Annotated in this window: 19 protein-coding genes and 1 pseudogene; 11 read left to right on the forward strand and 9 right to left on the reverse strand. The window is 69.3% G+C overall.

The genetic code is table 11. From position 1 onward, the window contains the following. Window positions 1-35 precede the first annotated feature (35 nt). Window positions 36-932 carry a tRNA glutamyl-Q(34) synthetase GluQRS gene (gluQRS, locus tag J8I35_RS22460; RefSeq protein ID WP_209926927.1) on the forward strand — a complete coding sequence of 299 codons (897 nt, stop codon included), beginning with the start codon at window positions 36-38 and terminating at the stop codon, window positions 930-932. 265 nt (window positions 933-1,197) lie between these two features. Here gluQRS and J8I35_RS22465 read toward each other — a convergent pair whose 3' ends face one another. The 4 genes from J8I35_RS22465 to purT form a co-directional block, all read right to left on the reverse strand. Beyond that, on the reverse strand, window positions 1,198-2,691 hold the full coding sequence (locus tag J8I35_RS22465) for a DEAD/DEAH box helicase (protein ID WP_209926929.1): 1,494 nt from the start codon (window positions 2,689-2,691) through the stop codon (window positions 1,198-1,200). Between the two features lie 446 nt (window positions 2,692-3,137). After that, complete coding sequence (locus J8I35_RS22470) at window positions 3,138-3,518, reverse strand: MliC family protein (RefSeq protein ID WP_124637629.1); 381 nt, start codon at window positions 3,516-3,518, stop codon at window positions 3,138-3,140. A gap of 93 nt (window positions 3,519-3,611) precedes the next feature. Then, window positions 3,612-3,797 carry a DUF6726 family protein gene (locus tag J8I35_RS22475; protein ID WP_050016351.1) on the reverse strand — a complete coding sequence of 62 codons (186 nt, stop codon included), beginning with the start codon at window positions 3,795-3,797 and terminating at the stop codon, window positions 3,612-3,614. Between the two features lie 18 nt (window positions 3,798-3,815). Continuing rightward, window positions 3,816-5,030, reverse strand: a complete 1,215-nt coding sequence (gene purT / locus J8I35_RS22480; RefSeq protein ID WP_050016349.1) for a formate-dependent phosphoribosylglycinamide formyltransferase — start codon at window positions 5,028-5,030, stop codon at window positions 3,816-3,818. 216 nt (window positions 5,031-5,246) lie between these two features. Between purT and J8I35_RS22485 the strand changes: the two genes are divergently transcribed. Beyond that, entirely contained in the window at window positions 5,247-5,792 is a 546-nt protein-coding gene (locus J8I35_RS22485) for an META domain-containing protein (protein WP_050016347.1), read from the forward strand. A gap of 177 nt (window positions 5,793-5,969) precedes the next feature. Continuing rightward, window positions 5,970-10,280 carry a DNA translocase FtsK gene (locus J8I35_RS22490; protein WP_209926931.1) on the forward strand — a complete coding sequence of 1,437 codons (4,311 nt, stop codon included), beginning with the start codon at window positions 5,970-5,972 and terminating at the stop codon, window positions 10,278-10,280. Between the two features lie 122 nt (window positions 10,281-10,402). Here J8I35_RS22490 and J8I35_RS22495 read toward each other — a convergent pair whose 3' ends face one another. After that, window positions 10,403-11,650, reverse strand: coding sequence for a lactonase family protein (locus J8I35_RS22495; RefSeq protein WP_209926933.1), 1,248 nt, complete (start codon window positions 11,648-11,650; stop codon window positions 10,403-10,405). 166 nt (window positions 11,651-11,816) lie between these two features. Here J8I35_RS22495 and J8I35_RS22500 point away from each other — a divergent pair, with 166 nt between their 5' ends. After that, the gene (locus J8I35_RS22500) at window positions 11,817-13,646 is read left to right on the forward strand and encodes a glycoside hydrolase family 15 protein (RefSeq protein ID WP_050016342.1); all 1,830 of its coding nucleotides are present in this window, start codon (window positions 11,817-11,819) and stop codon (window positions 13,644-13,646) included. A 212-nt stretch (window positions 13,647-13,858) separates the two neighbouring features. Further along, window positions 13,859-15,349, forward strand: coding sequence for a polyhydroxyalkanoate depolymerase (gene phaZ / locus J8I35_RS22505; protein WP_124651425.1), 1,491 nt, complete (start codon window positions 13,859-13,861; stop codon window positions 15,347-15,349). Window positions 15,350-15,459: 110 nt separating this feature from the next. Here the strand turns inward: phaZ and J8I35_RS22510 are convergent, their stop codons facing one another. Next, a complete protein-coding gene (locus J8I35_RS22510) occupies window positions 15,460-16,092 on the reverse strand; it encodes a TetR family transcriptional regulator (RefSeq protein WP_050016340.1) in 633 nt (210 codons plus the stop codon). 155 nt (window positions 16,093-16,247) lie between these two features. Between J8I35_RS22510 and rsxB the strand changes: the two are divergent. Beyond that, window positions 16,248-17,266, forward strand: a pseudogene (gene rsxB, locus J8I35_RS22515) (electron transport complex subunit RsxB). Further along, on the forward strand, window positions 17,263-17,907 hold the full coding sequence (gene nth, locus J8I35_RS22520; protein WP_050018105.1) for an endonuclease III: 645 nt from the start codon (window positions 17,263-17,265) through the stop codon (window positions 17,905-17,907). Before rsxB ends, nth begins: the two are co-directional and overlap by 4 nt. Window positions 17,908-18,010: 103 nt before the next feature. Here the strand turns inward: nth and J8I35_RS22525 are convergent, their stop codons facing one another. Further along, a complete protein-coding gene (locus J8I35_RS22525) occupies window positions 18,011-18,940 on the reverse strand; it encodes a DMT family transporter (protein ID WP_050018106.1) in 930 nt (309 codons plus the stop codon). 225 nt (window positions 18,941-19,165) lie between these two features. Here J8I35_RS22525 and J8I35_RS22530 point away from each other — a divergent pair, with 225 nt between their 5' ends. Then, window positions 19,166-19,600 (forward strand): DUF1841 family protein, encoded by a 435-nt coding sequence (locus J8I35_RS22530; RefSeq protein ID WP_006490655.1) that lies wholly within the window; start codon window positions 19,166-19,168, stop codon window positions 19,598-19,600. Between the two features lie 106 nt (window positions 19,601-19,706). Here the strand turns inward: J8I35_RS22530 and J8I35_RS22535 are convergent, their stop codons facing one another. Then, window positions 19,707-20,066 (reverse strand): cytochrome c, encoded by a 360-nt coding sequence (locus J8I35_RS22535; protein ID WP_006478193.1) that lies wholly within the window; start codon window positions 20,064-20,066, stop codon window positions 19,707-19,709. Window positions 20,067-20,106: 40 nt separating this feature from the next. After that, entirely contained in the window at window positions 20,107-20,466 is a 360-nt protein-coding gene (locus J8I35_RS22540) for a cytochrome c (protein WP_006478192.1), read from the reverse strand. Window positions 20,467-20,708: 242 nt separating this feature from the next. Here J8I35_RS22540 and J8I35_RS22545 point away from each other — a divergent pair, with 242 nt between their 5' ends. Genes J8I35_RS22545 through J8I35_RS22555 form a run of 3 tightly spaced genes read left to right on the forward strand, consistent with a single transcriptional unit; the run spans window position 20,709 to window position 24,015 of the window. After that, window positions 20,709-21,551 (forward strand): MoxR family ATPase, encoded by an 843-nt coding sequence (locus J8I35_RS22545; protein ID WP_050018107.1) that lies wholly within the window; start codon window positions 20,709-20,711, stop codon window positions 21,549-21,551. A gap of 21 nt (window positions 21,552-21,572) precedes the next feature. Continuing rightward, complete coding sequence (locus J8I35_RS22550; RefSeq protein WP_050018108.1) at window positions 21,573-22,748, forward strand: VWA domain-containing protein; 1,176 nt, start codon at window positions 21,573-21,575, stop codon at window positions 22,746-22,748. A 55-nt stretch (window positions 22,749-22,803) separates the two neighbouring features. Then, window positions 22,804-24,015, forward strand: a complete 1,212-nt coding sequence (locus J8I35_RS22555) for a benzoate/H(+) symporter BenE family transporter (protein WP_050018109.1) — start codon at window positions 22,804-22,806, stop codon at window positions 24,013-24,015. The last annotated feature ends 111 nt before the right edge of the window (window positions 24,016-24,126 follow it).

The raw sequence follows: 24,126 nt of genomic DNA on the forward strand, positions 1-24,126 counted from the left end.
CGGCGCGCCTCCCCCCGTCTCACCGCGCCCCGCCGATGAACCCCGGCTATCGCGGCCGCTTCGCGCCCTCGCCCACCGGGCCGCTGCACTTCGGCTCACTGGTCGGCGCGCTCGCGAGCTGGCTCGACGCACGCGCGCACGACGGCATCTGGCTCGTGCGCATCGAGGATCTCGACGGCCCGCGCACGGTGCCCGGCGCAGCCGACGACATCCTCGCAACGCTCGCGCATTTCGGGATGACGCCCGACGAACCGCCCGTCTGGCAGAGTACGCGCGACGCGGCCTACGCGACCGCGCTCGAGCGGCTCGTCGCGGCGGGGCGCGTGTATCCGTGCGGCTGCACGCGCAAGGAAATCGCCGATTCGCTGCGCGCCGCGCATGAACGCCACACGACGCTCGCGTATCCGGGCACCTGCCGCACCGGCCTGCACGGCAAGCCTGCACGCGCATGGCGGCTGCGCGTGCCGGACGGCAGCGACGCGGTCGTCACGTTCGACGACCGCTGGCAGCACACGCAATCGCAGAACCTCGCGACCGAAGTCGGCGATTTCGTGCTGAAACGCGCGGACGGCCAATGGGCGTATCAGCTCGCGGTCGTCGTCGACGATGCCGACGCCGGTATCACGCACGTCGTGCGCGGCGCCGATCTGCTCGATTCGACCGCGCGCCAGATCTATCTGCAGCGCTGCGTCGGCGTGCCGACGCCCGCATACCTGCACGTGCCGGTCGTCGTCGATGCGAACGGCGAAAAGCTCAGCAAGCAGACGGGCGCGACGGCGCTCGAGCGCCACGATCCGCTGCCGGCGCTGCGGGCGGCGGCAGCGCATCTCGGTCTGGCGGAAGGCGGCGATCTACCGGGCCATACGATCGACGCGTTCTACGCGGCCGCGACCGACGCGTGGGCACGTCGCTTCGGGCCGCGCGCCGGTTGAACCGCCTGCGCGACACCGGCCCGTAGCGACTGCGTTCCGGCATCCGTCAGCGGCGCATCCGACCGCATGAAAGCGTGACGGAAGCCGGAGCACCTCGTCCGCTGCGACACCGCATCAAAATATCCAATCCCGCACGCGGCAAGCTTTCGCGGCCGCGCGCACGCCCCGCCCCGATCGCGTCGCCCAATGAAAAACGGGCACATGCTCGTCGCATGCACCCGCTTGTCCGGCAGCGCCGACGCGCCGCCGCTGCGCTCCGCCCGGCTTACGCCGACGGCTTGCGCGGCATCCCGAAGCCGCCGAGCAGCGCGGCGACCTGGCGCTTCGGCCCTTTCTTTTCCGGCTGCTGCGCGGGCTGCGCGTCGTCCGGCTGCTTCGCGGACGCCGACGGCTCGTACGGCTTCAGGAAGAAATCATCGACCGGCGCTTCGTGGCGGCGATGATGGCCGCCGCGCTCGGTGCTGCCCGACCGGCGACCCGATGCACCGCGATGCTCGTCGCGATCGCGCCGACCGCCGCGCTCGCCACCTCGTTCGCCACCGCGCTCGCTATTGCGCTCGCCGCCACGTTCATCGTGACGCTGGCGCGCCGGCTTGTCGAGCGTGAGCGTCTGCACGTCGAGCGGACGCTTGATCAGCTTCTCGATATCGGCGAGCTGCTTGCGCTCGTTCGGGCTGCACAGCGACAGCGCGTCGCCCGTCGCACCCGCGCGGCCGGTACGGCCGATCCGGTGCACGTAGTCTTCCGCGCTGAACGGCAGGTCGAAGTTGATCACGGCCGGCAGCTCGGCGATGTCGAGGCCGCGCGCGGCCACGTCGGTCGCGACCAGCGCTTCGATCTCGCCGCGCTTGAACGCGTCGAGCGCCTGCATCCGCTCGATCTGCGTCTTGTCGCCGTGAATCGCCGACGCGACCACGCCGTCGCGCTCGAGATTGCGCGCGAGCCGGCTCGCGCCGATCTTGCTGTTGCAGAACACGATCACCTGCTTGAGGCCGCGATCGCGCAGCAACTGCACGACGGCCGCCTGCTTGTCGCCCTCCGCGACGTCGTAGACGATCTGCGTGACGTTCGCGTTCGTCGAGTTGCTGCGCGCGACCTCGATCGTCTGCGGGTTACGCAGGTAGGTCGATGCGAGCTTCTTGATTTCGCCCGAGAACGTGGCCGAGAACAGCAGCGTCTGGCGCTCCTTCGGCAGCAGATTCAGGATGCGCTGCAGATCGGGCAGGAAGCCCATGTCGAGCATCCGGTCGGCTTCGTCGAGCACGAGGATCTGCACCTGGCCGAGGTTCGCCGTCTTCTGCTGCACGTGGTCGAGCAGGCGGCCCGGCGTCGCGATCAGGATCTCGACGCCGCGGCGCAGTTCGGCCGATTGCGGGTTCATGTCGACGCCGCCGAACACCACCGCGCTGCGCAGCGGCGTGTGCTTCGCATACGCGTGCACGTTCGCGGCGACCTGGTCGGCGAGTTCGCGGGTCGGCGTGAGGATCAGCGCCCGCACCGGGTGGCGCGCCGGGGACGCGCTCGTGTTCGCTTGCGGCAGCAGGCGCTGGATGATCGGCAGCGAGAAGCTCGCGGTCTTGCCGGTGCCCGTTTGCGCGGCGCCCATGACGTCGCGGCCGGCGAGCACGACCGGAATGGCCTGCGCCTGGATCGGCGTCGGCGTCGTATAGCCCTGCTCGACAATGGCTTTCAGGATATCGGGGGCAAGGCCGAATTGATCGAAGGTTGCGTCGACGGGCTTGGCGACAGAATCGGACATGGTGGCGTTTCGCTCAAAAGGCGCGGCGGGGACATCGTGCGTCAGGCCGGCCGGGGCCTGCGCTCATCACAATTCGGAAATAGACGGAGCCGCGGCGCGCCGCGCGGCGCCGCTCTGGCGCTTGGGACCGGTTCAATGCGAACGCTGGACGCCAGGCCGTACGGACTCCGTTCGGCGCGAATGCCGGCGGAAAGGGCCGTATTGTAGCACCGTGCGGGCATCTGTCCGTGACAACGCCGCGAACGGTCGCGACGGCGGTTCGCGCGGCGGGCCTGCCCCGGCCTGCGGAGGCGAGCGGCTGGCCGATCGGCGTAGCCGTATCGGCGGATGAAAAATATCAGGGGTTCGATCGCGCAATCTCGCATCGGGATGCCCGCCGTCGGCCGCGCGTACGGGCCTTCAGCCCGGCGCAACCGGTCAGGGCGAACAGGCTCCGCGCCCGCTGCTCAGCCCTTCTTCTTTTTCTTATCGACCTGCACGCAATCGCCCAGCAGCGGCGGCGACTTCGGGTCGGCGATCTCGTCGCGCAGCGTCGCTTCTTTGCCTTTCGTCCACCACGTATAGCGGCCGGCCTGGTAGCGCGCGCCCGACCCCGACACCGTGTCGACGAACAGCATCTGCTTGCCGTCGACCGGCACGAGCGCGAAGCTCTGGCCGTTGCCCGCGAGCCAGTACGACACACGCACCGGCGCCTTGTGGTTCGCGCACTGGTAGACGGTAGGCTGGCGCGCGTCTGCGTCGATCTCTTCGACGGTCAGTTGCGCGGCATGCGCGACGGAAACGGCACTGCCGGCGAGCGCAAGCGCGGCGAGGGTTGGGCGAATCATGCAGGTCCTCTCACGAGACGGGTGGAAGCGCGCCATCGGCGGGCGCGCGGTTATTGTTTATCAGGCTGCGGGAAATCGCGTCGGCCGCCGGAATCACGGATCGATCACGTCCGCGCACGCATCGGTCGGCGCCGCGGCGACATGGCCGACGAGCGGCACGATCTTGAGCCCGGCCGACGCCACCCGGCACGGCGCGGCCGCGAGGCCGCAGCCCGCGAGACTCGCGATGAGCGCCAGCGCGGCGCCCAGCTTTCCAATACGCAACCACCTCGACGCCATCGTCGTCTCCTCGTTCCGTCAACGCGCCGACACGGGCCGCACGGCCGCGGCCGCGCGCTTCGCGCGTTCGCGGGCTTCGTCGACGGTCGCGCCGGTCGCCAGCGCGACGCCCATGCGCCGCTTCGCAAAACTCTCCGGCTTGCCGAACAGGCGCAGGTCCGCGCCCGGCACCGCGAGCGCGTCGCGCACGCCTTCGAACGCGATCCCGCGCTCGTCGAGCCCGCCGTAGATCACCGCCGACGCGGCCGGCGTGCCGAGCGCCGGATCGACCGGCAGCCCGAGAATCGCCCGCGCATGCAGCTCGAATTCCGACTGGCGCTGCGACGCGAGCGTGACGAGGCCCGTATCGTGCGGCCGCGGGCTCACCTCGGAGAACCAGACGTCATCGCCGCGCACGAACAGCTCGACGCCGAACAACCCGCGCCCGCCGAGCGCCTCGGTCACCTTGTGCGCGATCTCGCGCGACTTCTCGAGCGCCGCCGCGCTCATCGGCTGCGGCTGCCACGATTCGACGTAGTCGCCCGCCACTTGCACGTGGCCGACCGGCTCGCAGAAGTAGGTGCGCGTGTCGAGCGTCGCCGGGTCGATCGCGCGCACGGTCAGTTGCGTGATCTCGTAGTCGAAATCGACGAAGCCCTCGACGATCACGCGGCCGTGGTTCACGCGCCCGCCCGCCATCGCGTAGTCCCACGCGGCTTGCACGTCGGCGGCGGTCTTCACGACCGACTGCCCCTTGCCCGACGACGACATCACGGGCTTCACGACGCACGGCATGCCGATCTTCGCGACGGCCCCGCTGAAGGCCTCGAACGAATCCGCGAACGCATACGGGGAAGTCGGCAGGCCGAGTTCCTCGGCCGCGAGCCGGCGGATCCCTTCGCGATTCATCGTGAGCTGCGTCGCGCGCGCGGTCGGGATCACCTCGGCGAGACCGGACGCCTCGATCGCCGCGAGCGCGTCGGTGGCGATCGCCTCGATTTCGGGGACGATCAGGTGCGGGCGCTCGGCTTCGACGATGGCCCGCAGCGCGGCCGGGTCCGTCATGTCGATCACGTGCGCGCGATGCGCGACCTGGTGGCCCGGTGCGTCCGGATAGCGATCGACCGCGATGACTTCGACGCCGAGACGCTGCAACGCGATGATGACTTCCTTGCCGAGCTCGCCCGCGCCGAGCAGCATGACGCGCGTGGCCGAGGGTGAAAGCGGCGTACCGAGCCGCTGACCGATCTGCATGTGATTTCCCGCTGGTTCTGTTGGAGGACGAAAACGGCTTCGATGTTAACACGGGCATCGGAGCCGGTTTGGGCGGTTGGGCCGCACCCGCGCGCGATCGCGCGAGGCCCGTGGGCGCCCCGCGAACGTTTTCGCACGCGAAGTGTCGGCTCGCCTGCCGCGGGGCGGGTGCGTTACTCTTACGCCTTGATCAGAATCCGAAGAGGAACGAGGCTCATGTCCCACCTGTCTGCCGCCGCACGCGCACGCACCGGCCTGCTTCGCCCGTTGCGCGCGCCGCTCTGCGCGTTGACGCTTGCCACGCTTCTCGCCGCCTGCGCGATGCCGACCCATCCCGATTCCGCCGCCCCCGCGCCCGACCCGTACAACCCGGCCGCCGTCCAGCTGCTCGACGACACGAGCTGGGAACTCACCAGCTGGGTGAACGCCGACGGCACGCCACGCGCGATCCCGCACGGCGACAACGGCGAGCCGATCAGGCTCGCGCTGTCGACCGACTCGGGCATCCGGCGCGCGAGCGGGTTCTCTGGCTGCAACCGCTACATGGGCACCTACGCGATCAAGAACGGCCTGCTGAGCTTCGGCCCGCTCGCCGGCACGCGGATGGCCTGCCCGAACACGCTCGGCGGCCAGCTCGAATCCGCGTACCTCGACGCGCTCGCCCACATCGAGAAGACCGGCGTACAGATGCGCGCGCCCCAGCAATTGCAGATCGTGACGCAGGCCGGCGCAACACTGACGTTCACGCACCGGAGCCCCTGATGCACGGCGCGCGCGAAGGCCGACCGACCGCCTTCGCGTGGCGCGCGACGCGCATGTGCGATCCACGTGCGTCGCGCGGCGTGAATCGGAATCACGCCGCGTTAGAGTCTTGTTCGCCGGCCGGTTAAACTCGGCGGGTCGCGCCCCGCGCGCCCCTCCCCACTCCTGTTTCAAAGCATGCACACGGTTGTCTTCGGCTGGTTCGGCATCTCCGCCGTCTGGTTCCTCCTTCTCTTCTGGCGTCTCGTGCAGGCGATGCTGCCCGGCGGCGCCGGGCTCGCCGGCCGCGGCTCGATCCGCCTGTGGCTCGGCTTCGCCGCGGTATTCGTCTCAAGCGTCACGCTGACGAGCCCGCTGTCGGGCCCCGACACGAACGCGCTCGGCCATGCGTGCTCGGCCGGCTTCGCCCACGTGCTCGGCCCGATCGGCACGCCGGTCGCGATGGTCGTGCTGTTCTTCGCCGGCTTGCCCTGGCTGACCGGCATCGGCTGGCGGCAGTTCGCCGCGTGGGTCGACACGTCGTTCGGCGTCAAGCTGTCGCGCGACGGCGGCGACGACGACGCGCGCGGGATCGCCGACCTGCCGCGCAGCGCGCTGCATCGCGACGACGACGTCGTACAGCCGACCACCGCCCACACCGTCAACTCGATGGCGCCGCGCCAGAACGGCCGGTATTCGCGCCCGACGGTGTGGAAACCCGACCCGCAGGCGCGACCGAAGCCGCGCAGCAAGACGCCACCGCGTCCGCTTGCGGAGCCCGTCGCGCCGTCGGGCTGGCTGAAGCCGACCGCGCCGCAGCGCACGCCTGCGCCGGCCGCGCCGATCCCGGCCAGCGCGATGCCGCCGCCGACCACCGGCAGCACCGCCAGCCTCGCGCGCGCCGCGGCGAACGCGCAAATGCCGCGCCCCGCGCCGGCGCCGCTGCCGGCCGGATTCGAACCCGTCCGGCCGCGTCCGACCGCCGCGCGACCGGCCGCCGCCGCGCTGACGCAGACGGCGCCGCGCGCCACGGTCACGCCACGACCGGCCGGTACGCAGCCGCAAACGCAGCGTCCGCCGGTGCGCCCGGTCGCGGGCACGACGGCAGCCGGCCTGTCGCCGGACGCGGCCCGACGCCGCCCGGCGCCCCCCGCGCCGGCGCGCGCGCCGCTCTATGCGTGGAACGAGAAGCCGGCCGCGCCGATTACGCCGGCGCCGAGCGTTCACGACACGCTGCGCTCGATCGAGGCCAGCACCGCGCAATGGGCGACGCTGGGCGGCGCGCAGTCGGGCGATGCGACGCACGCGGCGGCCCCAGCCGCTGCCGTGGCCGGCGTAACCGCGGCAGCGGGCAGCGTCGCGGCATCGGCATCGGCAGCCGCGTCGAACGCGTTCGTCTCCGCGGCGCACGGCGTCGCAGCCCAGGACGCCCAAGTTCCGGCCGAATCCGCTACCTCACCCGCATACGACGACGGCGCACCGATCGTGCTCGACGCCTTCATGCCGGCGGAATCCGGTATCGCGCAGGCTCCGGTCGGCGATTTGTCCACTCCTGCATTCGATGACGCTGAATCGAACGCACGGTGGAATCCCGGCATCGACGATGCCGCGTTCTCGCATCGTGCCGACGACGAGATCCGTCACGTCGACGAAGCGGCCACCGCGCCGTCGATCGACGCGCCCATCGACCTCGCGCCGTGGGAAGACGTCGTCAGCCCGGCAGCTTCTGCGCTCGACGTGTCGACCGAAAGCCCGATCGCCGAGTCGCTGGCGCACGGCGCGGGATCGGAGTCCACCCATTCAGCCTTCACGCCAGCAGGTGCTGCAGCCGTTCGCGATCTCGGCATCAGCGAGCCGACCGCGTCCGTCGATATCGACGACAACGACGACGCACAACCGGCGCCTGCAATCGATCGCGCTGCACCGGAAGCTGCCAAGCCGGTCGAGGCGGAACCCGCGGCACCGTTGTCGGCCGTCACTCAACGCGCGACGGCCGCTACATATTGGACTGCGCCGACGATGCAGCCTGCCGCGACGCAGACAACCGTCGCCGCGGAATTGCCGAAAGCGCCGGCGGTCCAGCCGTTTGCCGCAGCATCGACGGCTGCGGCTGTCGCCGCATCGCCGCAGGTCAGCACGGCGCCTGACTCGACTGCGCCCGCATCGAGCATCGCGCCCGCCGCCGCCGCCGTTTCGCCGGTCGGCGCGACCGGCACGGCGTCCGCTTTGCCGTCGCAACCGGCCGCATCGGCATCGCCTGCCGGTGTCACGGGCATGACTTACGGTTCGCTTCCCCCCGCTTCGACGCCCGGATCGACCGATGCGCCCGCCGCGACGCCGTCGACGACCGGCGCGTCGGGTTCGACGTTCGGTTCGACTGCGCAAGCGCCTGCAACACCGGCGCCCGCCACGGCGACACTGGCGACTTTCACGTCCGCACCCATCGCTGCGCCGTCTTCCGCGCCGGCATCGACGTTTTCCGCCGACACGGCAACCACGTCGACCGGTACAACGACCTTCGCTCCATCCGGCTCATCGGGCGCAGGCACGCCGCAGCCGGCAATCCTGCCCGCGTCGCCAGCCGCGTCCGCACCGGCGTCACCGTCCTTCAGCGCGATCGCGCCGACGACCACGGCCGCCGCGACGCCGGCTTACCAAGTCGCAGGCGCCGCTGCAGGCGGATCGCCGACGTCCATCGGTGCGGCCACCGCGACGCAGGCGCCGTCGATCGCGACTGTCCCTGCCGCAGTCGCGACCCCGACGCTCACGACACAGCCCGCGCCTGCCGCCTCGTCGGCGAGCTGGTCCGTGTCGCATGACGTGACCGCCACACCGCCCGCGGCAACCGTCCCCGGCGCGAACCTCCCGCCCACGCCGGCACCCGTCATTTCCGCGCCGCCGCCCGTCGCGATCCCGCCCATCGGCGCACCGGCCACCGACGCAATCGAGACGACCGAACCGGCCCCGGCCGCGCCCCCCGCCCGCCCGCCGCGCCCGAACGCGTTCGAATTCCACGCGCCCGCGTCGTTCAACGTCGAACTGCCGACGCTCGACCTGCTCGAGCCCGCGTCCGACGACGTCGAAACGATCACCGAGGAACACCTCGCGCAAACCGCGCAAGTGATCGAACAGCGGCTGCAGGAATTCAAGGTGCCGGTGACGGTGGTCGGCGCATCGGCCGGCCCCGTGATCACGCGCTTCGAGATCGAGCCCGCGCTCGGCGTGCGCGGCAGCCAGATCGTCGGGCTGATGAAGGACCTGTCGCGCGGCCTCGGCCTCACGTCGATCCGCGTCGTCGAGACGATCCCCGGCAAGACCTGCATGGGTCTCGAACTGCCGAACGCGAAGCGCCAGATGATCCGCCTGTCGGAGATCCTCGAATCGCGGCAGTACCAGCATTCGCCGTCGCAACTGACGATCGCGATGGGCAAGGACATCACCGGCCACCCGGTCGTCACCGATCTCGCGAAGGCGCCGCACATGCTCGTGGCGGGCACGACGGGTTCGGGCAAGTCGGTCGCGATCAACGCGATGATCCTGTCGCTGCTGTACAAGGCGACGCCGGAAGACGTGCGGCTCATCATGATCGACCCGAAGATGCTGGAGCTGTCGGTCTACGAAGGCATCCCGCACCTGCTCGCGCCGGTCGTCACCGACATGAAGCTCGCGGCGAACGCGCTGAACTGGTGCGTCGGCGAAATGGAGAAGCGCTACCGGCTGATGTCGGCCGTCGGCGTGCGCAACCTCGCGGGCTTCAACCAGAAGATCCGCGACGCAGAGGCGAAGGAAAAGAAGATCGGCAACCCGTTCTCGCTGACGCCCGAGGATCCGGAGCCGCTGTCGACGCTGCCGCTGATCGTCGTCGTGATCGACGAGCTGGCCGACCTGATGATGGTCGCCGGCAAGAAGATCGAGGAGCTGATCGCCCGCCTCGCGCAGAAGGCGCGCGCGGCCGGCATCCACCTGATCCTCGCGACGCAACGGCCGTCCGTCGACGTGATCACGGGCCTCATCAAGGCGAACATCCCGACGCGCGTCGCGTTCCAGGTGTCGTCGAAGATCGACTCGCGCACGATCCTCGACCAGATGGGCGCCGAGTCGCTGCTCGGGATGGGCGACATGCTGTTCCTGCCGCCGGGCACCGGTTATCCGCAGCGCGTGCACGGCGCGTTCGTCGCCGACGAGGAAGTGCACCGGATCGTCGAGTACCTGAAGCAGTTCGGCGAGCCGCAGTACGAGGAAGGGATTCTCGACGGCCCGGCCGCCGACGGCGCGACGCAGGACCTGTTCGGCGATGCGCCGGATGCGGAAGCCGATCCGCTGTACGACGAAGCCGTCGCGTTCGTCGTGCGCACGCGGCGCGCGTCGATCTCGTCGGTGCAGCGTCAGTTGCGCATCGGCTACAACCGCGCGGCGCGGCTCGTCGAGCAGATGGAAGCCGCGGGCCTCGTGTCGGCGATGGGCATCAACGGCAGCCGCGAGGTGCTCGTGCCGGCCGCGGCCGACTGAGCAAGCCGGCAGCACGGCCGCCGGCATCGATACGGGCGCGCGCCGCGCAAGCGGCTGCCGCAAATACGAAGGGCGCTGCATCGGCAGCGCCCTTCTTGCATCGACCGGGAATCGGCCGCGATTTACTGCGCGACCGGCACCAGCTTGAAGTCGACCGGCTTGCCGACCGCGACCTTCTGCGGATTCGCGCCGAGCTGCCCCGTTTCGACGTCGCGGCTGAACACGTAGAACGTATCGCTGTCCTGGTTGCCGACGATCAGCCACTTGCCGGTCGGGTCGATCAGGAATTCGCGCGGCGTCTTGCCGAGGCTCGACTGGCGGCCGACGCGCTTCAACCGGCCGTCGGCCTGGTTCACCGCGTAGATCACCAGGTCGTTCGCGTCGCCGCGGTTGCTCGCGTACAGGAAGCGGCCGTCCGGCGACAGGTGGATCGCGCCGCCGCCGACCTTGCCCTTGAAGCCCGGCGCCGTCATCGGCACCGTCTCGACCGGCGTCAGCTTGCCGTCGTGATAGCCGAACACCTCGACCGACGCGTTGAGCTCGCTCGTCACGTACGCGAAGCGGCCGTCCGCGCCGAACACCATGTGACGCGGGCCGGAGCCTGCCTTCACCGGCGTGTAGCGCGTGTCGGTCGGGCTGATCAGCCCGCGGCTGCCGTCCACCGTGTAGCGGTAGCCGTAGATCTTGTCCGCGCCGAGATCCTGCACGAACAGGTAGCGGCCGTCCGGCGAAAACACCGTCGAATGCACGTGCGCGCCGTCCTGGCGGCCCTTCACGGGCCCGGTGCCTTCGTGGTGGACCGCCAGCACGGCCTGGCCGGCCGCGCCGTCGTCGCGCAGCGGAAACACCGCGAAGCTGCCGCCCGGGTCGGCCGCGACCGAGTAGTTGGCGGTCACGAGGTACTTGCCGTCCGGCGACAGCGCGAGATAGCAAGGGTCGTTCCCTTCCGACGATACGCGCTCGATGAAGCTCAGCGCGCCCGTCTTCGCGTCGAAGCGGAACGCGCTGACGCCGCCGCGCTGCGTCGCGGGCCCGTCGTCGCCGGGGAGTTCGTTGACCGCGTAGACGGTGCGACCGTCGCGGCTCGGCAACAGATACGACGGATTCACGGTCTTCGCCGACGATACCGGCGCGACGCTGCCGGTTTTGGTATCGAAGCGATAAACGTAGATCCCGTCGCTGCCGCCACCCGTATAGGTGCCGACGAGCAGGTTGTAGACGCCGTCGGCCGGGGCGGACGATTGCTGCGCGAATGCGTGGGTCGCGGACAGGGAAAGCACGATCGCGAAACCTTTCATCCAGTGAGCGAACCTAAGCGGCAACCCTCGTGTCGAAGCGCGTGCGTCACGCTCCCGTAAACGGTTGGCCATTGAATCCTCCTTGCATCGAGTCGCTTCAAGTGTTGAGATAGGACGAAACGCCGGCCGTTCATGCGCTCCGCCGCCCGGCCGAGTATACGGGGCGCGGCGCCCGGGCGTGAAGTCCGGGCCGCCGACGTCCGCATTGTGAACTCGAATACCCAAGGATCGCCTGCCCATGCCCGCCCTGATCGAAGACTACGCCCTCGTCGGCGACGGCCACACGGCCGCGCTGATCGCAAAAGACGGCTCCGTCGACTGGCTGTGCTGGCCCCGCTTCGATTCGGGCGCCTGCTTCGCGGCGCTGCTCGGCACGCCCGAGCACGGCCGCTGGCTGCTTGCTCCGGCCGCCGACGCCGCGATCACGCACACGACACGCCGCTATCGCGGCGACACGCTGATTCTCGAAACCGATTACGAAAGCGCCGACGGCGCCGTCACCGTGATCGACTTCATGCCGCCCGGCAACGGCTGGTCCGAACTGGTGCGGATCGTCGTCGGCCGCCACGGCACGATGAAGATGCGCATGGAGCTCGTGTTGCGCTTCGACTACGGCTTCTCGATTCCGTGGGTCACGCAACTGACCCGCGAGGACGGCATGAAGGCCATCGCGGGCCCCGATACCGTCGTGCTGCGCACGCCGGTGCCGCTCACCGGCAAGAACCTCCATACGCTCGCGGAATTCACGGTGAGCGCCGACGAGCGCGTGCCGTTCTCGCTCGGCTACGCGGCGTCGCACATGCGGCTGCCGCCGGCGCGCGACCCGCTGTCGATGCTCGCGCGCACCGAGAACTACTGGCTCGAATGGTCGGGCCGCTGCCAGGTGCAGGGCCGCTACGCGGCCGCCGTGCGCCGCTCGCTGATCACGCTGAAGGCGCTCGCGTACGAGCCGACCGGCGGCATCGTCGCCGCGCCGACCACCTCGCTGCCCGAGAAGATCGGCGGCAACCGCAACTGGGACTACCGCTACTGCTGGCTGCGCGACGCGACGATCACGCTGCTCGCGCTGATGCGCGGCGGCTACTACGACGAGGCGCGCGCGTGGCGCACGTGGCTCGGCCGCGTGATGGCCGGCTCGCCCGAGCAGATCCAGATCATGTACGGGATCGCCGGCGAGCGCCGGCTGCCGGAAATGGAGCTCGACTGGCTGCCCGGCTACCAGGATTCGCTGCCGGTGCGCGTCGGCAACGGCGCCGCGAACCAGCTCCAGCTCGACGTGTTCGGCGAGGTGATGGCCGCGCTGCATCTCGCGCGCGTGGGCGGCCTGCAGGCCGACGACACGGTCTGGTCGGTGCAGTGCGCGCTGCTCGACCACCTCGAGAAGATCTGGCAGGAACCCGACGAAGGGATCTGGGAAACGCGCGGCGGCCGCCGCCATTTCACGTTCTCGAAGGTGATGGCGTGGGTCGCGTTCGACCGCGCGATCAAGTCGGCGGAAATGTTCCGGCTGCCCGGCTCGCTCGACCGCTGGCGCGCGCTGCGCGAGCGGATTCATGCGGACGTCTGCGCGAACGCGTGGCACGAAGGCAAGCAGGCGTTCGCACAGAGCTACGGCAGCGACGAGCTCGATGCGAGCGTGCTGCTGCTGCCGCAGCTCGGCTTCCTGCCGCCGGAAGACCCGCGCATCGTCGGCACGGTCGACGCGATCGAACGGGAATTGCTGCACGACGGGCTCGTGATGCGCTACCGCACGACCGAATACGACGACGGCCTGCCGCCGGGCGAAGGCACGTTTCTCGCGTGCAGCTTCTGGCTGGTCGACAGCTACGCGCTGCTCGGCCGGATCGACGACGCGCATCGGCTCTTCAGCCGGCTGCTCGCGCTGTCCAACGACCTGGGCTTGCTCGCGGAGGAATACGACCCGGTGGCCGGGCGGCTCGTCGGCAACTTCCCGCAGGCGTTCTCGCACGTGGCGCTCGTGCATACCGCGATGAACCTGATGCACCATGAAGACGCGATGGCGCGCGCGGCCGGCCAGCCCGCGCCGGCCGTGGCCACCGGCCGCTGAGCGGCGGCGCGGGCCCTTGTTCATAGATCGTCAAATCGCAAAAATTTGATGAAAAAACCGGGAAATGTTGCATTGCACAAACGATCGTTGTCCGATATGATCGACGAGATTGTCCGGCTGCAATGCAACATGGCCGGCCGCTGATCCACACGGCACGCCGCGACGCCTCACGCCGCCCTTGCGCACCGTCCCCCCACGCGGGAGTAGCCTGCATGCTTTACCAACTGCACGAATTCCAGCGGGCGATGCTGAGCCCGCTCACGGCCTGGGCCCAGGCCGCGTCGAAGTCGTTCGCGAATCCGTCCAGCCCGTTCTCGCTGATGCCCGGCGCGCCGCGGATGGCGGCCGCCTATGAGCTGATGTATCGGCTCGGCAAGGATTACGAAAAGCCGGAATTCAACCTTCATCAGATCGTCAAGGACGGCCACAACATCCCGATCGTCGAGCAGACGATCATCGAGAAGCCGTTCTGCCGGCTGCTGCGCTTCAAGCGCTATTCGGACGATGCCGACGCCGTCACGCAACTGAAGGACGAACCGGTCGTGCTGGTCTGCGCGCCGCTGTCGGGCCACCACTCGACGCTGCTGCGCGACACGGTGCGCACGCTGCTGCAGGATCACAAGGTCTACATCACCGACTGGATCGATGCGCGGATGGTGCCGGTCGAAGTCGGCCCGTTCCACCTGCACGACTACATCGCGTACATCCAGGAATTCATCCGTCACATCGGCGCGCGCAACCTCCACGTGATCTCGGTATGTCAGCCGACGGTGCCGGTGCTCGCGGCGATTTCGCTGATGGCGAGCCGCGGCGAGGACACGCCGCTCACGATGACGATGATGGGCGGCCCGATCGACGCGCGCCGCAGCCCGACGTCGGTGAACTCGTTGGCCACGCAACACTCGACCGCGTGGTTCGAGAACAACGTGATCCACACGGTGCCCGCGAACTATCCGGGCGAAGGCCGCCAGGTGTATCCGGGCTTCCTGCAGCACACGGGCTTCGTCGCGATGAACCCGGAGCGCCACGCGCAATCGCACTGGGACTTCTACCAGAGCCTGCTGCGCGGCGACGAGGACGACGCCGAAGCGCACCGTCGCTTCTACGACGAATACAACGCGGTGCTCGACATGGCCGCCGAGTATTACCTCGAGACGATCCGCGTCGTGTTCCAGGAATTCCGGCTCGCGGAAGGCACGTGGGACGTCGAGGGCGAGCGCGTGCGTCCGCAGGACATCAAGCACACCGCGCTGATGACGATCGAGGGCGAACTCGACGACATCTCGGGCAGCGGCCAGACGCACGTCGCGCACGAGCTGTGCACGGGCATCCCGCAGGACGATCGCCGCAGCCTGACCGCCGAGAAGTGCGGCCACTACGGGATCTTCTCGGGCCGCCGCTGGCGCACGATCATCTATCCGCAACTGCGCGACTTCATCCGCGAGCATGCGCCGGAGCCGAAGAACGGCGCGACGAAGTTGCCCGTCGATGCGCAGGATGCGACCGCGATCGGCGTCGTGCCGGCCGCCAAGCCGGAGCCGGAAACGGCGGTGCGCGCCACCGCCGCGAAACGCACGCGCGTGAAGGCGCCGGCCGTGACGGTCGCGCCCGCCAGGACGCCCGCCGCGAAGGCCGCGCCCGCGGCGAAACGCGCGGCAGGCAGCCCGCGCGCCAAAACCGTGCGGGCCCGCAAGGCCGCCTGACGCGCCGCATCCCGACGCAAAAACGCCGCCGTTGCTTCGCGCAACGGCGGCGTTTTTTTATTCGGCCGCGGCCGCGATGGGGCGGCTCGTCGGCTCCTGCGTTCGTCGCGTCAGCGCCGCAGCAGATAGGCGAGCAGCACCTCGGTGTTCATCCGGACCATCTCCGCGCGCTCGTCGGTGTCGGTGAAGTCGCGGCCGAGCGTCGCGGCGAGCGTGAAGCGGTTCGACACGATGTAGTAGCCGAGCCCCGACAGCGTCACGTAGAAGCGCAGCGGATCGACGTCGCCGCGGAACAGCCCCGCCCTCTGGCCGCGCATCAGCACGTTGCCGAGCTTCGCGACGATCGGCGACATCATCTCGCGAATCCGCGTCGACTTGTGCAGATAGCGCGCTTCGTGCAGGTTCTCGTTGTTGATGAGCCGGAGCAGCTCCGGATGGTCGCGGTAGTAGTCCCACACGAAATGCGCGAGCCGCGTGACGGCTTCGACCGGCGCGACGCCGTCGAGATCCAGCACGCGCTCGGCCTCCGTCAGCGCGGAGAACGCGTGTTCGAGCACCGCCGTGAAGAGCTGCTCCTTGCTGCCGAAGTAGTAATAGAGCATGCGCTCGTTCGTTTCGGCCCGGCGCGCGATCTGATCGACGCGCGCGCCGAACAGCCCGCCATTCGCGAACTCTTCGGCTGCCGCCATCAGGATGCGGCGGCGCGTGCCTTCAGGATCTCTTTTGATTTTTGGCTGATTCATGGTGGCGCTTTGCTATGTGAGCCGCTTGATTCGGACCGACACCCCACCGCCTCGGCGCCGGCCGCCCTGGAACGGGCGCGCCGCGGGCGGCCGCCCTCCTGCTGAGCCCCTGCAAAAAAGCGGTTCGATTATGCGCATAGACGGCGTCCGGCGCAATGCGGGAAATCGGCGATAATCGAGCTTTGGCAAACCTTTCCGGCCGCGCCCGACGCGGTCGAGAGCCATTCGGCGCCGCTGCGCCTGTTGTCAGCCTGTCGTCACCGTGACCGATTCCAAAACACTCGCGGATCGCATCGAAGATCTGCTTCCCCAGACGCAATGCACGAAGTGCGGCTATAACGGCTGCCGTCCGTACGCCGAGGCAATCGCCGCCGGCAACGCGAACTACAACCAGTGCCCGCCCGGCGGCGCCGAAGGCATCGCGCGCCTCGCGAGCCTGCTCGGCAAGCCGGTGATTCCGCTGAACCCCGTCAACGGCACCGAGCATCCGCGCGCGCTCGCGTTCATCGACGAAAACCTGTGCATCGGCTGCACGCTGTGCATGCAGGCGTGCCCGGTCGACGCGATCGTCGGCGCGCCGAAGCAGATGCACACGATCGTCGCGTCGCTGTGCACGGGCTGCGACCTGTGCGTGCCGCCGTGCCCGGTCGACTGCATCGCGATGCTGCCGGTGACCGGCGATCGCACGGGCTGGGACGCGTGGTCGCAGGAACAGGCCGACGCCGCGCGCGAACGCCACGACCTGCGGCTCGCGCGCCAGCGCCGCGAGCGCGAGGCCGCCGAAGCGCGCGCCGCCGCCCGCCGCGCGGCCAGCGCCGCGAAGCCGGCCGCGGAGGCATCGGCCGCGCAGCCCGGCTCGGCGGGCACGCCGGCCGCCGCACCGGCCGACGACGCCGAAGCGAAGAAACGCGCGATCATCGCCGCCGCGCTCGAACGCGCGCGCAAGAAGAAGGAAGAGCTGTCCGGGCAAGGCGCCGGGCCGAAGAACACCGAGGGCGTGAGCGCGGCCGTCCAGGCGCAGATCGACGCGGCCGAGGCGCGCCGCAAGCGGCTCGCCGAACAGCAGGCGCAGCGCGATGCCGACGCGGCCTCGGGCAGCAACGACCCCGACAACGACGCAGGCAGCGGCGGTCCGGACGACCCGGCCGCGCCGCCCGACCAGAACGCTCCATGAACGCCAACAAACGACGCGCGATCTACGAAACGCTGCAGAGCCTCAATCCGCATCCGACCACCGAGCTCGAATACTCGACGCCGTTCGAGCTGCTGATTGCCGTAATGCTGTCCGCGCAGGCGACCGACGTGTCGGTCAACAAAGCGATGCGGAAAATGTTCCCGGTCGCGAACACCCCGCGACAAATCGTCGCGCTCGGCGAGGAAGGCGTCACCGAGTACATCAAGACGATCGGCCTCTATCGCACCAAGGCGAAGAACGTGGTCGCGACGTGCCGGATCCTGCTCGAGCGCTACGACGGCGAAGTGCCGGCCGATCGCGAAGCGCTCGAAGGCTTGCCGGGCGTCGGCCGCAAGACCGCGAACGTCGTGCTGAACACCGCGTTCGGCCAGCCGACGATCGCGGTCGACACGCATATCTTCCGCGTCGCGAATCGCACCGGGCTCGCGCCGGGCAAGGACGTGCGGGCCGTCGAGACCGCGCTCGAGAAGTTCACGCCGAAGGAATTCCTGCAGGACGCGCATCACTGGCTGATCCTGCACGGGCGCTACGTCTGCAAGGCCCGCCGGCCCGAATGCTGGCACTGCGCGATCGAGCCGCTGTGCGAGTTCCGGCCGAAGACGCCGCCGCCCAACGAGTGACGCGCGTCAGCCGCGACTGACGTATCCACGCATCGCACCGGCCGCTCGGGCCGCGCGCGATACCGGCCGGCGCCGTTGCGCGCCGGCGGCTTCCTCTTCCCCGTCATGCATTCGACGTCGCCGTCGCGTCGTCGGCGGCCGCGCCGCCCGCGCGCACGAGCGCCAGCACGGCCGCCAGGATCGCGACGCCGCCCGCCCACTGCAGCGGCGACAACGCTTCCCCGAACAGCAGCGCCGCGAGCGCGACCGTCACGACCGGTTCGAGCGTCGACAGCATCGACGTGCGTGCGGCCCCGAGCCGCTCGAGCCCGGAAAAGAACGCGAGCATGGCCGCGACCGTCGACACGAGCGCGATCGCGAGCATCGACGCCCAGCCGCCGGCCGTCGCGGGCCAGCGCGGCGGCGCGCCGAACGCCGCCGTTCGCATGACGGCGATCGCGACGAGCGTCGCGGTGGCCGACAAGCAGATGATCGCGGTGGTCGCGAGCGGATCGACGCCGCGCGTCGCCTTCGTGCCGCCGACGATGTACAGCGAGTAGATCACCGCGGCGGCCAGCGCGAGCGCGATTCCGAGCGGCTCGCCGTGCCCGCCGCCGACCATCAGCGCCGAGCCCGCGACGCACAGCACCAGCGCGACGGCCTTGGCACGCGTGAGGCGCTCGCCGAGCCACCACGCGGCCAGCAGCGTGACGAACGCCGGATACAGGTACAGCAGCAGCGCGACGAGGCTCGCCTGCGCGTGCTGCAGCGCGCTGAAATAGCAGAACGACTGGCCGACGTAGCCGAGCGCGCCCATCGCCACCAGCGGCGCGAGCGCCCGCCCGCGCGGCCAGGCGACGCGGCGGTGCCGCGCGATCGCCGCGAGCACCGCGCCGCCGATCGCGAAGCGCACGATCAACAGCCCGAGCACGTCGACGCCGGCCGCATACGCATAGCGGCCGAAAATCGCCATCGCACCGAATGCGGCGGCGGACAACGCGACGTAGAGCGCGCCCTGCAGCGCGGCGGACGAGGAGCGGACGATGGCGGTCATGATGAAAGATGAAAGCGGGCGAGCAACGCGCCGTGACGGGAATCGTCGGAGTGTAGCGGCGCGGCGGCGGCGAGCCTAGCCCGCGCTTACCCGTTGCGCGACGGGCGGCCGCAACACCCGCCCCGCCTCCAGCCGCCCTGGTGGCCACCGCCAGCGCCGTCGGCCGCGCCGGCGTACAATGCGCGACGCGGCATGACGCCGCCCGAATCACGACGTTTCCCCACCATGTTCAATCCAAGCCGCGACGACGTGCGTCGCTTTTTCACCGAGACCTGGCGCAAGCAGCGCGCAGGCGAGATCCTGACGCCGCTGGAAGCGATCGCGGCCGACTGGATCGTCGAGCATCCCGAATACCACGACGAACTGGCCGACGCCGACGGCGCGGCCGCGCGCAACTACACGCCCGAGGAAGGCCGGACGAACCCGTTCCTGCACCTGTCGATGCACCTCGCGATCAGCGAGCAGCTGTCGATCGACCAGCCGCCCGGGATCCGCGCCGCGCACGACAAGCTGGCCGCGAAGCTCGACTCGACCCACGACGCGCAGCACGCGATCATGGAATGCCTCGGCGAGACGATCTGGGAAGCGCAGCGCACGAACACGCCGCCCGATACCGACGCGTACCTGCAGCGCATCCTGCGCCGCGCGTCGCGCGACTGAGTAGTGCCCCGCGGCCGGCACATCGACCTGCGCCGGGCCGCGGACAAAAAAATACCCCGCCGAGGCGGGGCATTCCTGCTGCGCGAGCCGCTGAGGCCCGTCGCGCTTACTTCTTGAACACGAGGTCGGTTTCCTTCAGCGACTCGATGTAGGACGCGATGTCCTTCATGTCGCTGACCGACAGGTTCTGGACCTGCGCCTGCATGATCGCGTTGTTGCGGCCGATCAGCGGGTTCGTCAGCCCCATCTGGTACTGGCGCATCGCCCACACGAGATAGTCGGCGTGCTGGCCGGCGAGGCGCGGGTACTCCGCGTTGATCGGCTTGTTCAGCTGCGCGCCGTGGCAGGCCGCGCAGTTGTGCGACTCGACCAGTTCCTTGCCCTTCGAGATGTCCGCTGCGTGCGCGGTACCGATCGCGAGGCCGGCCGCCAGTGCAACCGCCGCCGTCTTGAATGCGTTGTTCATGAATGCTCCTGTCCCGCCGGAGAGATCGGCGGCGCGCGCTTTACTTGTAGGGGTTGTCCTTCGTGTCGGCCTTCTGGGCGGCGTAGTACGCCGACAGATCCGCGATGTCCTGGTCGGTCAGCGAGCCGGCGATCGCATTCATCGACGGGAAGTGACGATCCTTCTTGCGGTAGGCCTTCAGCGCGTTCTCGAGGTATTGCTGGTTCTGGCCGCCGAGGACAGGCACCCGGTAGACCTCCGGGTACGCCGCACGGTAGTCCTGGATGCCGTGGCAACCGATGCACATGGCGGCCTTGCTCGCCCCGTCCTTCGGGTTGCCGACCACACCGGCCGCCTGCGCGCTGCCCGCGAGCGCCACGAGCGCTGCGACAACGACGTGTTTGCCGACGAATTTGTTCATAGCTCTTGTAACCTAGCTTGAGGGGAAACTGGCGCCGAAGCGGCAACGGCCCGCGCCGTTTTGCTTGTCGGTCGCCACGCAGGCCAAAAAAACGGCCAGATTGTACCGCGTCGGCGGGGAATGCGTCCATACGGCGCCCCGGCGGGCCCCGCCACAGCCCCGCAACGATACGCGGGCGCGGCCCGCCCGGACAGCCCTTCTGACTTATACTGGGTTTTTTCCCGTTGAAGAAGAGCGCCGCCATGCGTTTCGAAGGGTCCTCGCAGTACGTCGCCACCGACGATCTGAAGCTCGCGGTCAATGCCGCGCTGACGCTGCAACGTCCGCTGCTGATCAAGGGCGAGCCCGGCACCGGCAAGACCATGCTCGCCGAGGAAGTGGCCGCCGCGCTCGGCATGCCGCTGCTGCAGTGGCACATCAAGTCGACCACCAAGGCGCAGCAGGGCCTGTACGAATACGACGCCGTGTCGCGGCTGCGCGATTCGCAGCTCGGCGACGCGCGCGTGAAGGACATCGCGAACTACATCGTCAAGGGCGTGCTGTGGCAGGCGTTCGACGCCGAGCAGCCGAGCGTGCTGCTGATCGACGAGATCGACAAGGCCGACATCGAATTCCCGAACGACCTGCTGCGCGAGCTCGACCGGATGGAGTTCCACGTGTACGAGACGCGCGAGACCATTCGCGCGAAGCACCGTCCGCTCGTCATCATCACGTCGAACAACGAGAAGGAGCTGCCCGACGCGTTCCTGCGCCGCTGCTTCTTCCATTACATCCAGTTTCCCGATCCGTCGACGATGCAGAAGATCGTCGCCGTGCATTTCCCGAACATCCGCGAGGAACTGCTGCGCGCGGCGCTCGAGAGCTTCTTCGAATTGCGCGGCGTGTCGGGGCTGAAGAAGAAGCCGTCGACGTCCGAGCTGCTCGACTGGCTGAAGCTGCTGCTCGCCGAGAACATCCCGGCCGACGCGCTGCGCAGTGCCGACGCGAAGCAGATCGTGCCGCCGCTCGCCGGCGCGCTGCTGAAGAACGAGCAGGATCTGAGCCTGCTCGAACGGCTCGTCTACATGAACCGGCACAACCGGTAACCCACCCGCGAAGGCCCGGCCATGCTGCTCAATTTCTTCTACGCGCTGCGCGCAGCCAAGCTGCCCGTCTCGGTGAAGGAATACCTGACGCTGCTCGAATCGCTGAAGGCCGGGCTGATCTCGCCGTCGATCGACGCGTTCTACTTCCTCGCGCGGATGACGCTCGTCAAGGACGAGCAGTACTTCGACAAGTTCGACCAGGCGTTCGGCGCGTATTTCCACGGCGTGTCCGCGCTGCCGTCCGAGGCGTTCGACATCCCGCTCGACTGGCTCGAGAAGCGCCTCGAGCGCGAGCTGTCGCCCGAGGAGAAGGCGCAGATCGAAGCGATGGGCGGCCTCGACAAGCTGATGGAGCGTTTGAAGGCGCTGCTCGACGAGCAGAAGGAACGCCACGAAGGCGGCAACAAGTGGATCGGCACCGGCGGCACGTCGCCGTTCGGGCACGGCGGCTACAACCCGGAAGGCGTGCGCATCGGCGGCCCGTCGAACGGCAACCGCACCGCGGTGAAGGTGTGGGAAGCGCGCGCGTACCGCGACTACGACGATTCGGTCGAGATCGGCACGCGCAACATCAAGGTCGCGCTGCGGCGGCTGCGCCGCTTCGCGCGCGAGGGCGCGGCCGAGGAGCTCGACCTGCCCGGCACGATCCGCAGCACGGCCGCGAACGCCGGCTGGCTCGACCTGCGGATGGTGCCCGAGCGCCACAACAACGTGAAGGTGCTGATGCTGCTCGACGTCGGCGGCTCGATGGACGACCACATCAAGCGCACGGAAGAGCTGTTCTCGGCCGCGAAGGCCGAATTCAAGCACCTCGAATTCTTCTACTTCCACAACTGCGTGTACGACCACCTGTGGAAGAACAATCGGCGCCGCCACTCGGAGCGCACCGCGACGTGGGACGTGCTGCACAAGTTCACGCCCGACTACAAGCTGATCTTCGTCGGCGACGCGACGATGAGCCCGTACGAAGTGCTGCAGCCCGGCGGCTCGGTCGAATACAACAACCCGGAAGCCGGCGCCGTGTGGCTGCGCCGCCTCGCCGACCAGTTCCCCCACCATGCATGGCTGAACCCCGAGCCCGAGCGGCTATGGGAATACCGGCAATCGGTCGCGATCATTCGCGACGTGCTCGGCCAGCGCATGTATCCGCTCACGCTCGCGGGCCTCGAAACCGCGATGCGCGCACTCAGCAAGTAACGACACCCACCCGCAGATACCCAGGCCGCATCCGAGCGGCCGCCCCGGAGAGAGCATGAACCCTTCGCCCACCGCGAGCGCGAGCCGCGCCGGCGGCCGCCGCTTTTTTGCCGATACGTCCGTGTCCACGCTCGTCGCCGGCTTCGTCGCGATGATGACCGGCTACACGAGTTCGCTCGTGCTGATGTTCCAGGCCGGCCGCGCCGCCCACCTCACCGATGCGCAGATCTCGTCGTGGATCTGGGCGCTGTCGATCGGCATGGCGCTGACGACCATCGGCCTGTCGCTGCGCTTTCGCGCGCCCGTCGTCGTCGCATGGTCGACGCCCGGCGCCGCGCTGCTGGTCGCGTCGCTGCCCGGCGTGCCCTACCCGGAGGCGATCGGCGCGTTCGTCGTGTGCGCGCTGCTGCTGACGGCCGTCGGCGTGAGCGGGCTGTTCGACACGCTGATGAAGCGCATTCCGGCCGGCATCGCGGCCGCGCTGCTCGCGGGCATCCTGTTCGAGATCGGCATCGAGATCTTCCGCGCCGCGCAGTTCCAGACCGCGCTCGTGCTCGCGATGTTCTTCACCTACCTGATCGTGAAGCGGCTCGCGCCGCGCTACGCGATTCCGACGACGCTGATCGTCGGCACGGCGGCGGCCGGCGGCCTCGGGCTGCTCGACTTCAGCCGCTTCCACATCGCGCTCGCGCAGCCCGTGCTCACGATGCCCGCATTCTCGATCGCGTCGATCGTCAGCATCGGCATTCCGCTGTTCGTCGTCGCGATGGCGTCGCAGAACGTGCCGGGCATCGCGGTGCTGCGCGCGGACGGCTATCAGACGCCTTCTTCGCCGCTGATCGCGACGACCGGCCTCGCGTCGCTGCTGCTCGCGCCGTTCGGCTCGCACGGCGTGAACCTCGCGGCGATCACGGCCGCGATCTGCACGGGCCCCGAAGCGCACGAGGATCGCGCGAAGCGCTACACGGCCGCCGTGTGGTGCGGCACGTTCTACCTGGTCGCCGGCATCTTCGGCGCGACGATCGCCGCGCTGTTCGCCGCGCTGCCGAAGGCGCTCGTCGTGTCGGTCGCCGCGCTCGCGCTGTTCGGCTCGATCATGAGCGGGCTCGCGAACGCGATGCAGGACGTGAAACAACGCGAAGCGGCGCTCGTCACGTTCATGGTGACCGCATCGGGCCTCACGCTGCTGTCGATCGGCCCGGCGTTCTGGGGGCTCGTCGCGGGCGTCGTCACGCAGGTGATTCTGAACGCGCGACGCCCCGCGTGACGCGGCTCGCCGCCCGCCGCGGCGCGCGCCCGACGCGCCAAAACGTGCGCGACACGAATCGGGCCTAAAATGATGGATCGGAAGCGGCGCCCGGCGCCGCTTCGCTTCGCC

It is taken from the genome of Burkholderia sp. CpTa8-5, assembly GCF_017815045.1.
Lineage (GTDB): Bacteria > Pseudomonadota > Gammaproteobacteria > Burkholderiales > Burkholderiaceae > Burkholderia > Burkholderia sola.

Coding starts and splice junctions, on each gene's coding strand:
- J8I35_RS22545 (WP_050018107.1), top strand. CDS start 20,709: ATGCGTTTCGAAGGGTCCTCGCAGTACGTCGCCACCGACGATCTGAAG.
- J8I35_RS22555 (WP_050018109.1), top strand. CDS start 22,804: ATGAACCCTTCGCCCACCGCGAGCGCGAGCCGCGCCGGCGGCCGCCGC.
- J8I35_RS22550 (WP_050018108.1), top strand. CDS start 21,573: ATGCTGCTCAATTTCTTCTACGCGCTGCGCGCAGCCAAGCTGCCCGTC.
- J8I35_RS22475 (WP_050016351.1), bottom strand. CDS start 3,797: ATGGCGTCGAGGTGGTTGCGTATTGGAAAGCTGGGCGCCGCGCTGGCG.
- J8I35_RS22465 (WP_209926929.1), bottom strand. CDS start 2,691: ATGTCCGATTCTGTCGCCAAGCCCGTCGACGCAACCTTCGATCAATTC.
- J8I35_RS22525 (WP_050018106.1), bottom strand. CDS start 18,940: ATGACCGCCATCGTCCGCTCCTCGTCCGCCGCGCTGCAGGGCGCGCTC.
- J8I35_RS22495 (WP_209926933.1), bottom strand. CDS start 11,650: ATGGCCAACCGTTTACGGGAGCGTGACGCACGCGCTTCGACACGAGGG.
- J8I35_RS22510 (WP_050016340.1), bottom strand. CDS start 16,092: ATGAATCAGCCAAAAATCAAAAGAGATCCTGAAGGCACGCGCCGCCGC.
- J8I35_RS22500 (WP_050016342.1), top strand. CDS start 11,817: ATGCCCGCCCTGATCGAAGACTACGCCCTCGTCGGCGACGGCCACACG.
- phaZ (WP_124651425.1), top strand. CDS start 13,859: ATGCTTTACCAACTGCACGAATTCCAGCGGGCGATGCTGAGCCCGCTC.
- gluQRS (WP_209926927.1), top strand. CDS start 36: ATGAACCCCGGCTATCGCGGCCGCTTCGCGCCCTCGCCCACCGGGCCG.
- purT (WP_050016349.1), bottom strand. CDS start 5,030: ATGCAGATCGGTCAGCGGCTCGGTACGCCGCTTTCACCCTCGGCCACG.
- J8I35_RS22470 (WP_124637629.1), bottom strand. CDS start 3,518: ATGATTCGCCCAACCCTCGCCGCGCTTGCGCTCGCCGGCAGTGCCGTT.
- nth (WP_050018105.1), top strand. CDS start 17,263: ATGAACGCCAACAAACGACGCGCGATCTACGAAACGCTGCAGAGCCTC.
- J8I35_RS22540 (WP_006478192.1), bottom strand. CDS start 20,466: ATGAACAAATTCGTCGGCAAACACGTCGTTGTCGCAGCGCTCGTGGCG.
- J8I35_RS22530 (WP_006490655.1), top strand. CDS start 19,166: ATGTTCAATCCAAGCCGCGACGACGTGCGTCGCTTTTTCACCGAGACC.
- J8I35_RS22485 (WP_050016347.1), top strand. CDS start 5,247: ATGTCCCACCTGTCTGCCGCCGCACGCGCACGCACCGGCCTGCTTCGC.
- J8I35_RS22490 (WP_209926931.1), top strand. CDS start 5,970: ATGCACACGGTTGTCTTCGGCTGGTTCGGCATCTCCGCCGTCTGGTTC.
- J8I35_RS22535 (WP_006478193.1), bottom strand. CDS start 20,066: ATGAACAACGCATTCAAGACGGCGGCGGTTGCACTGGCGGCCGGCCTC.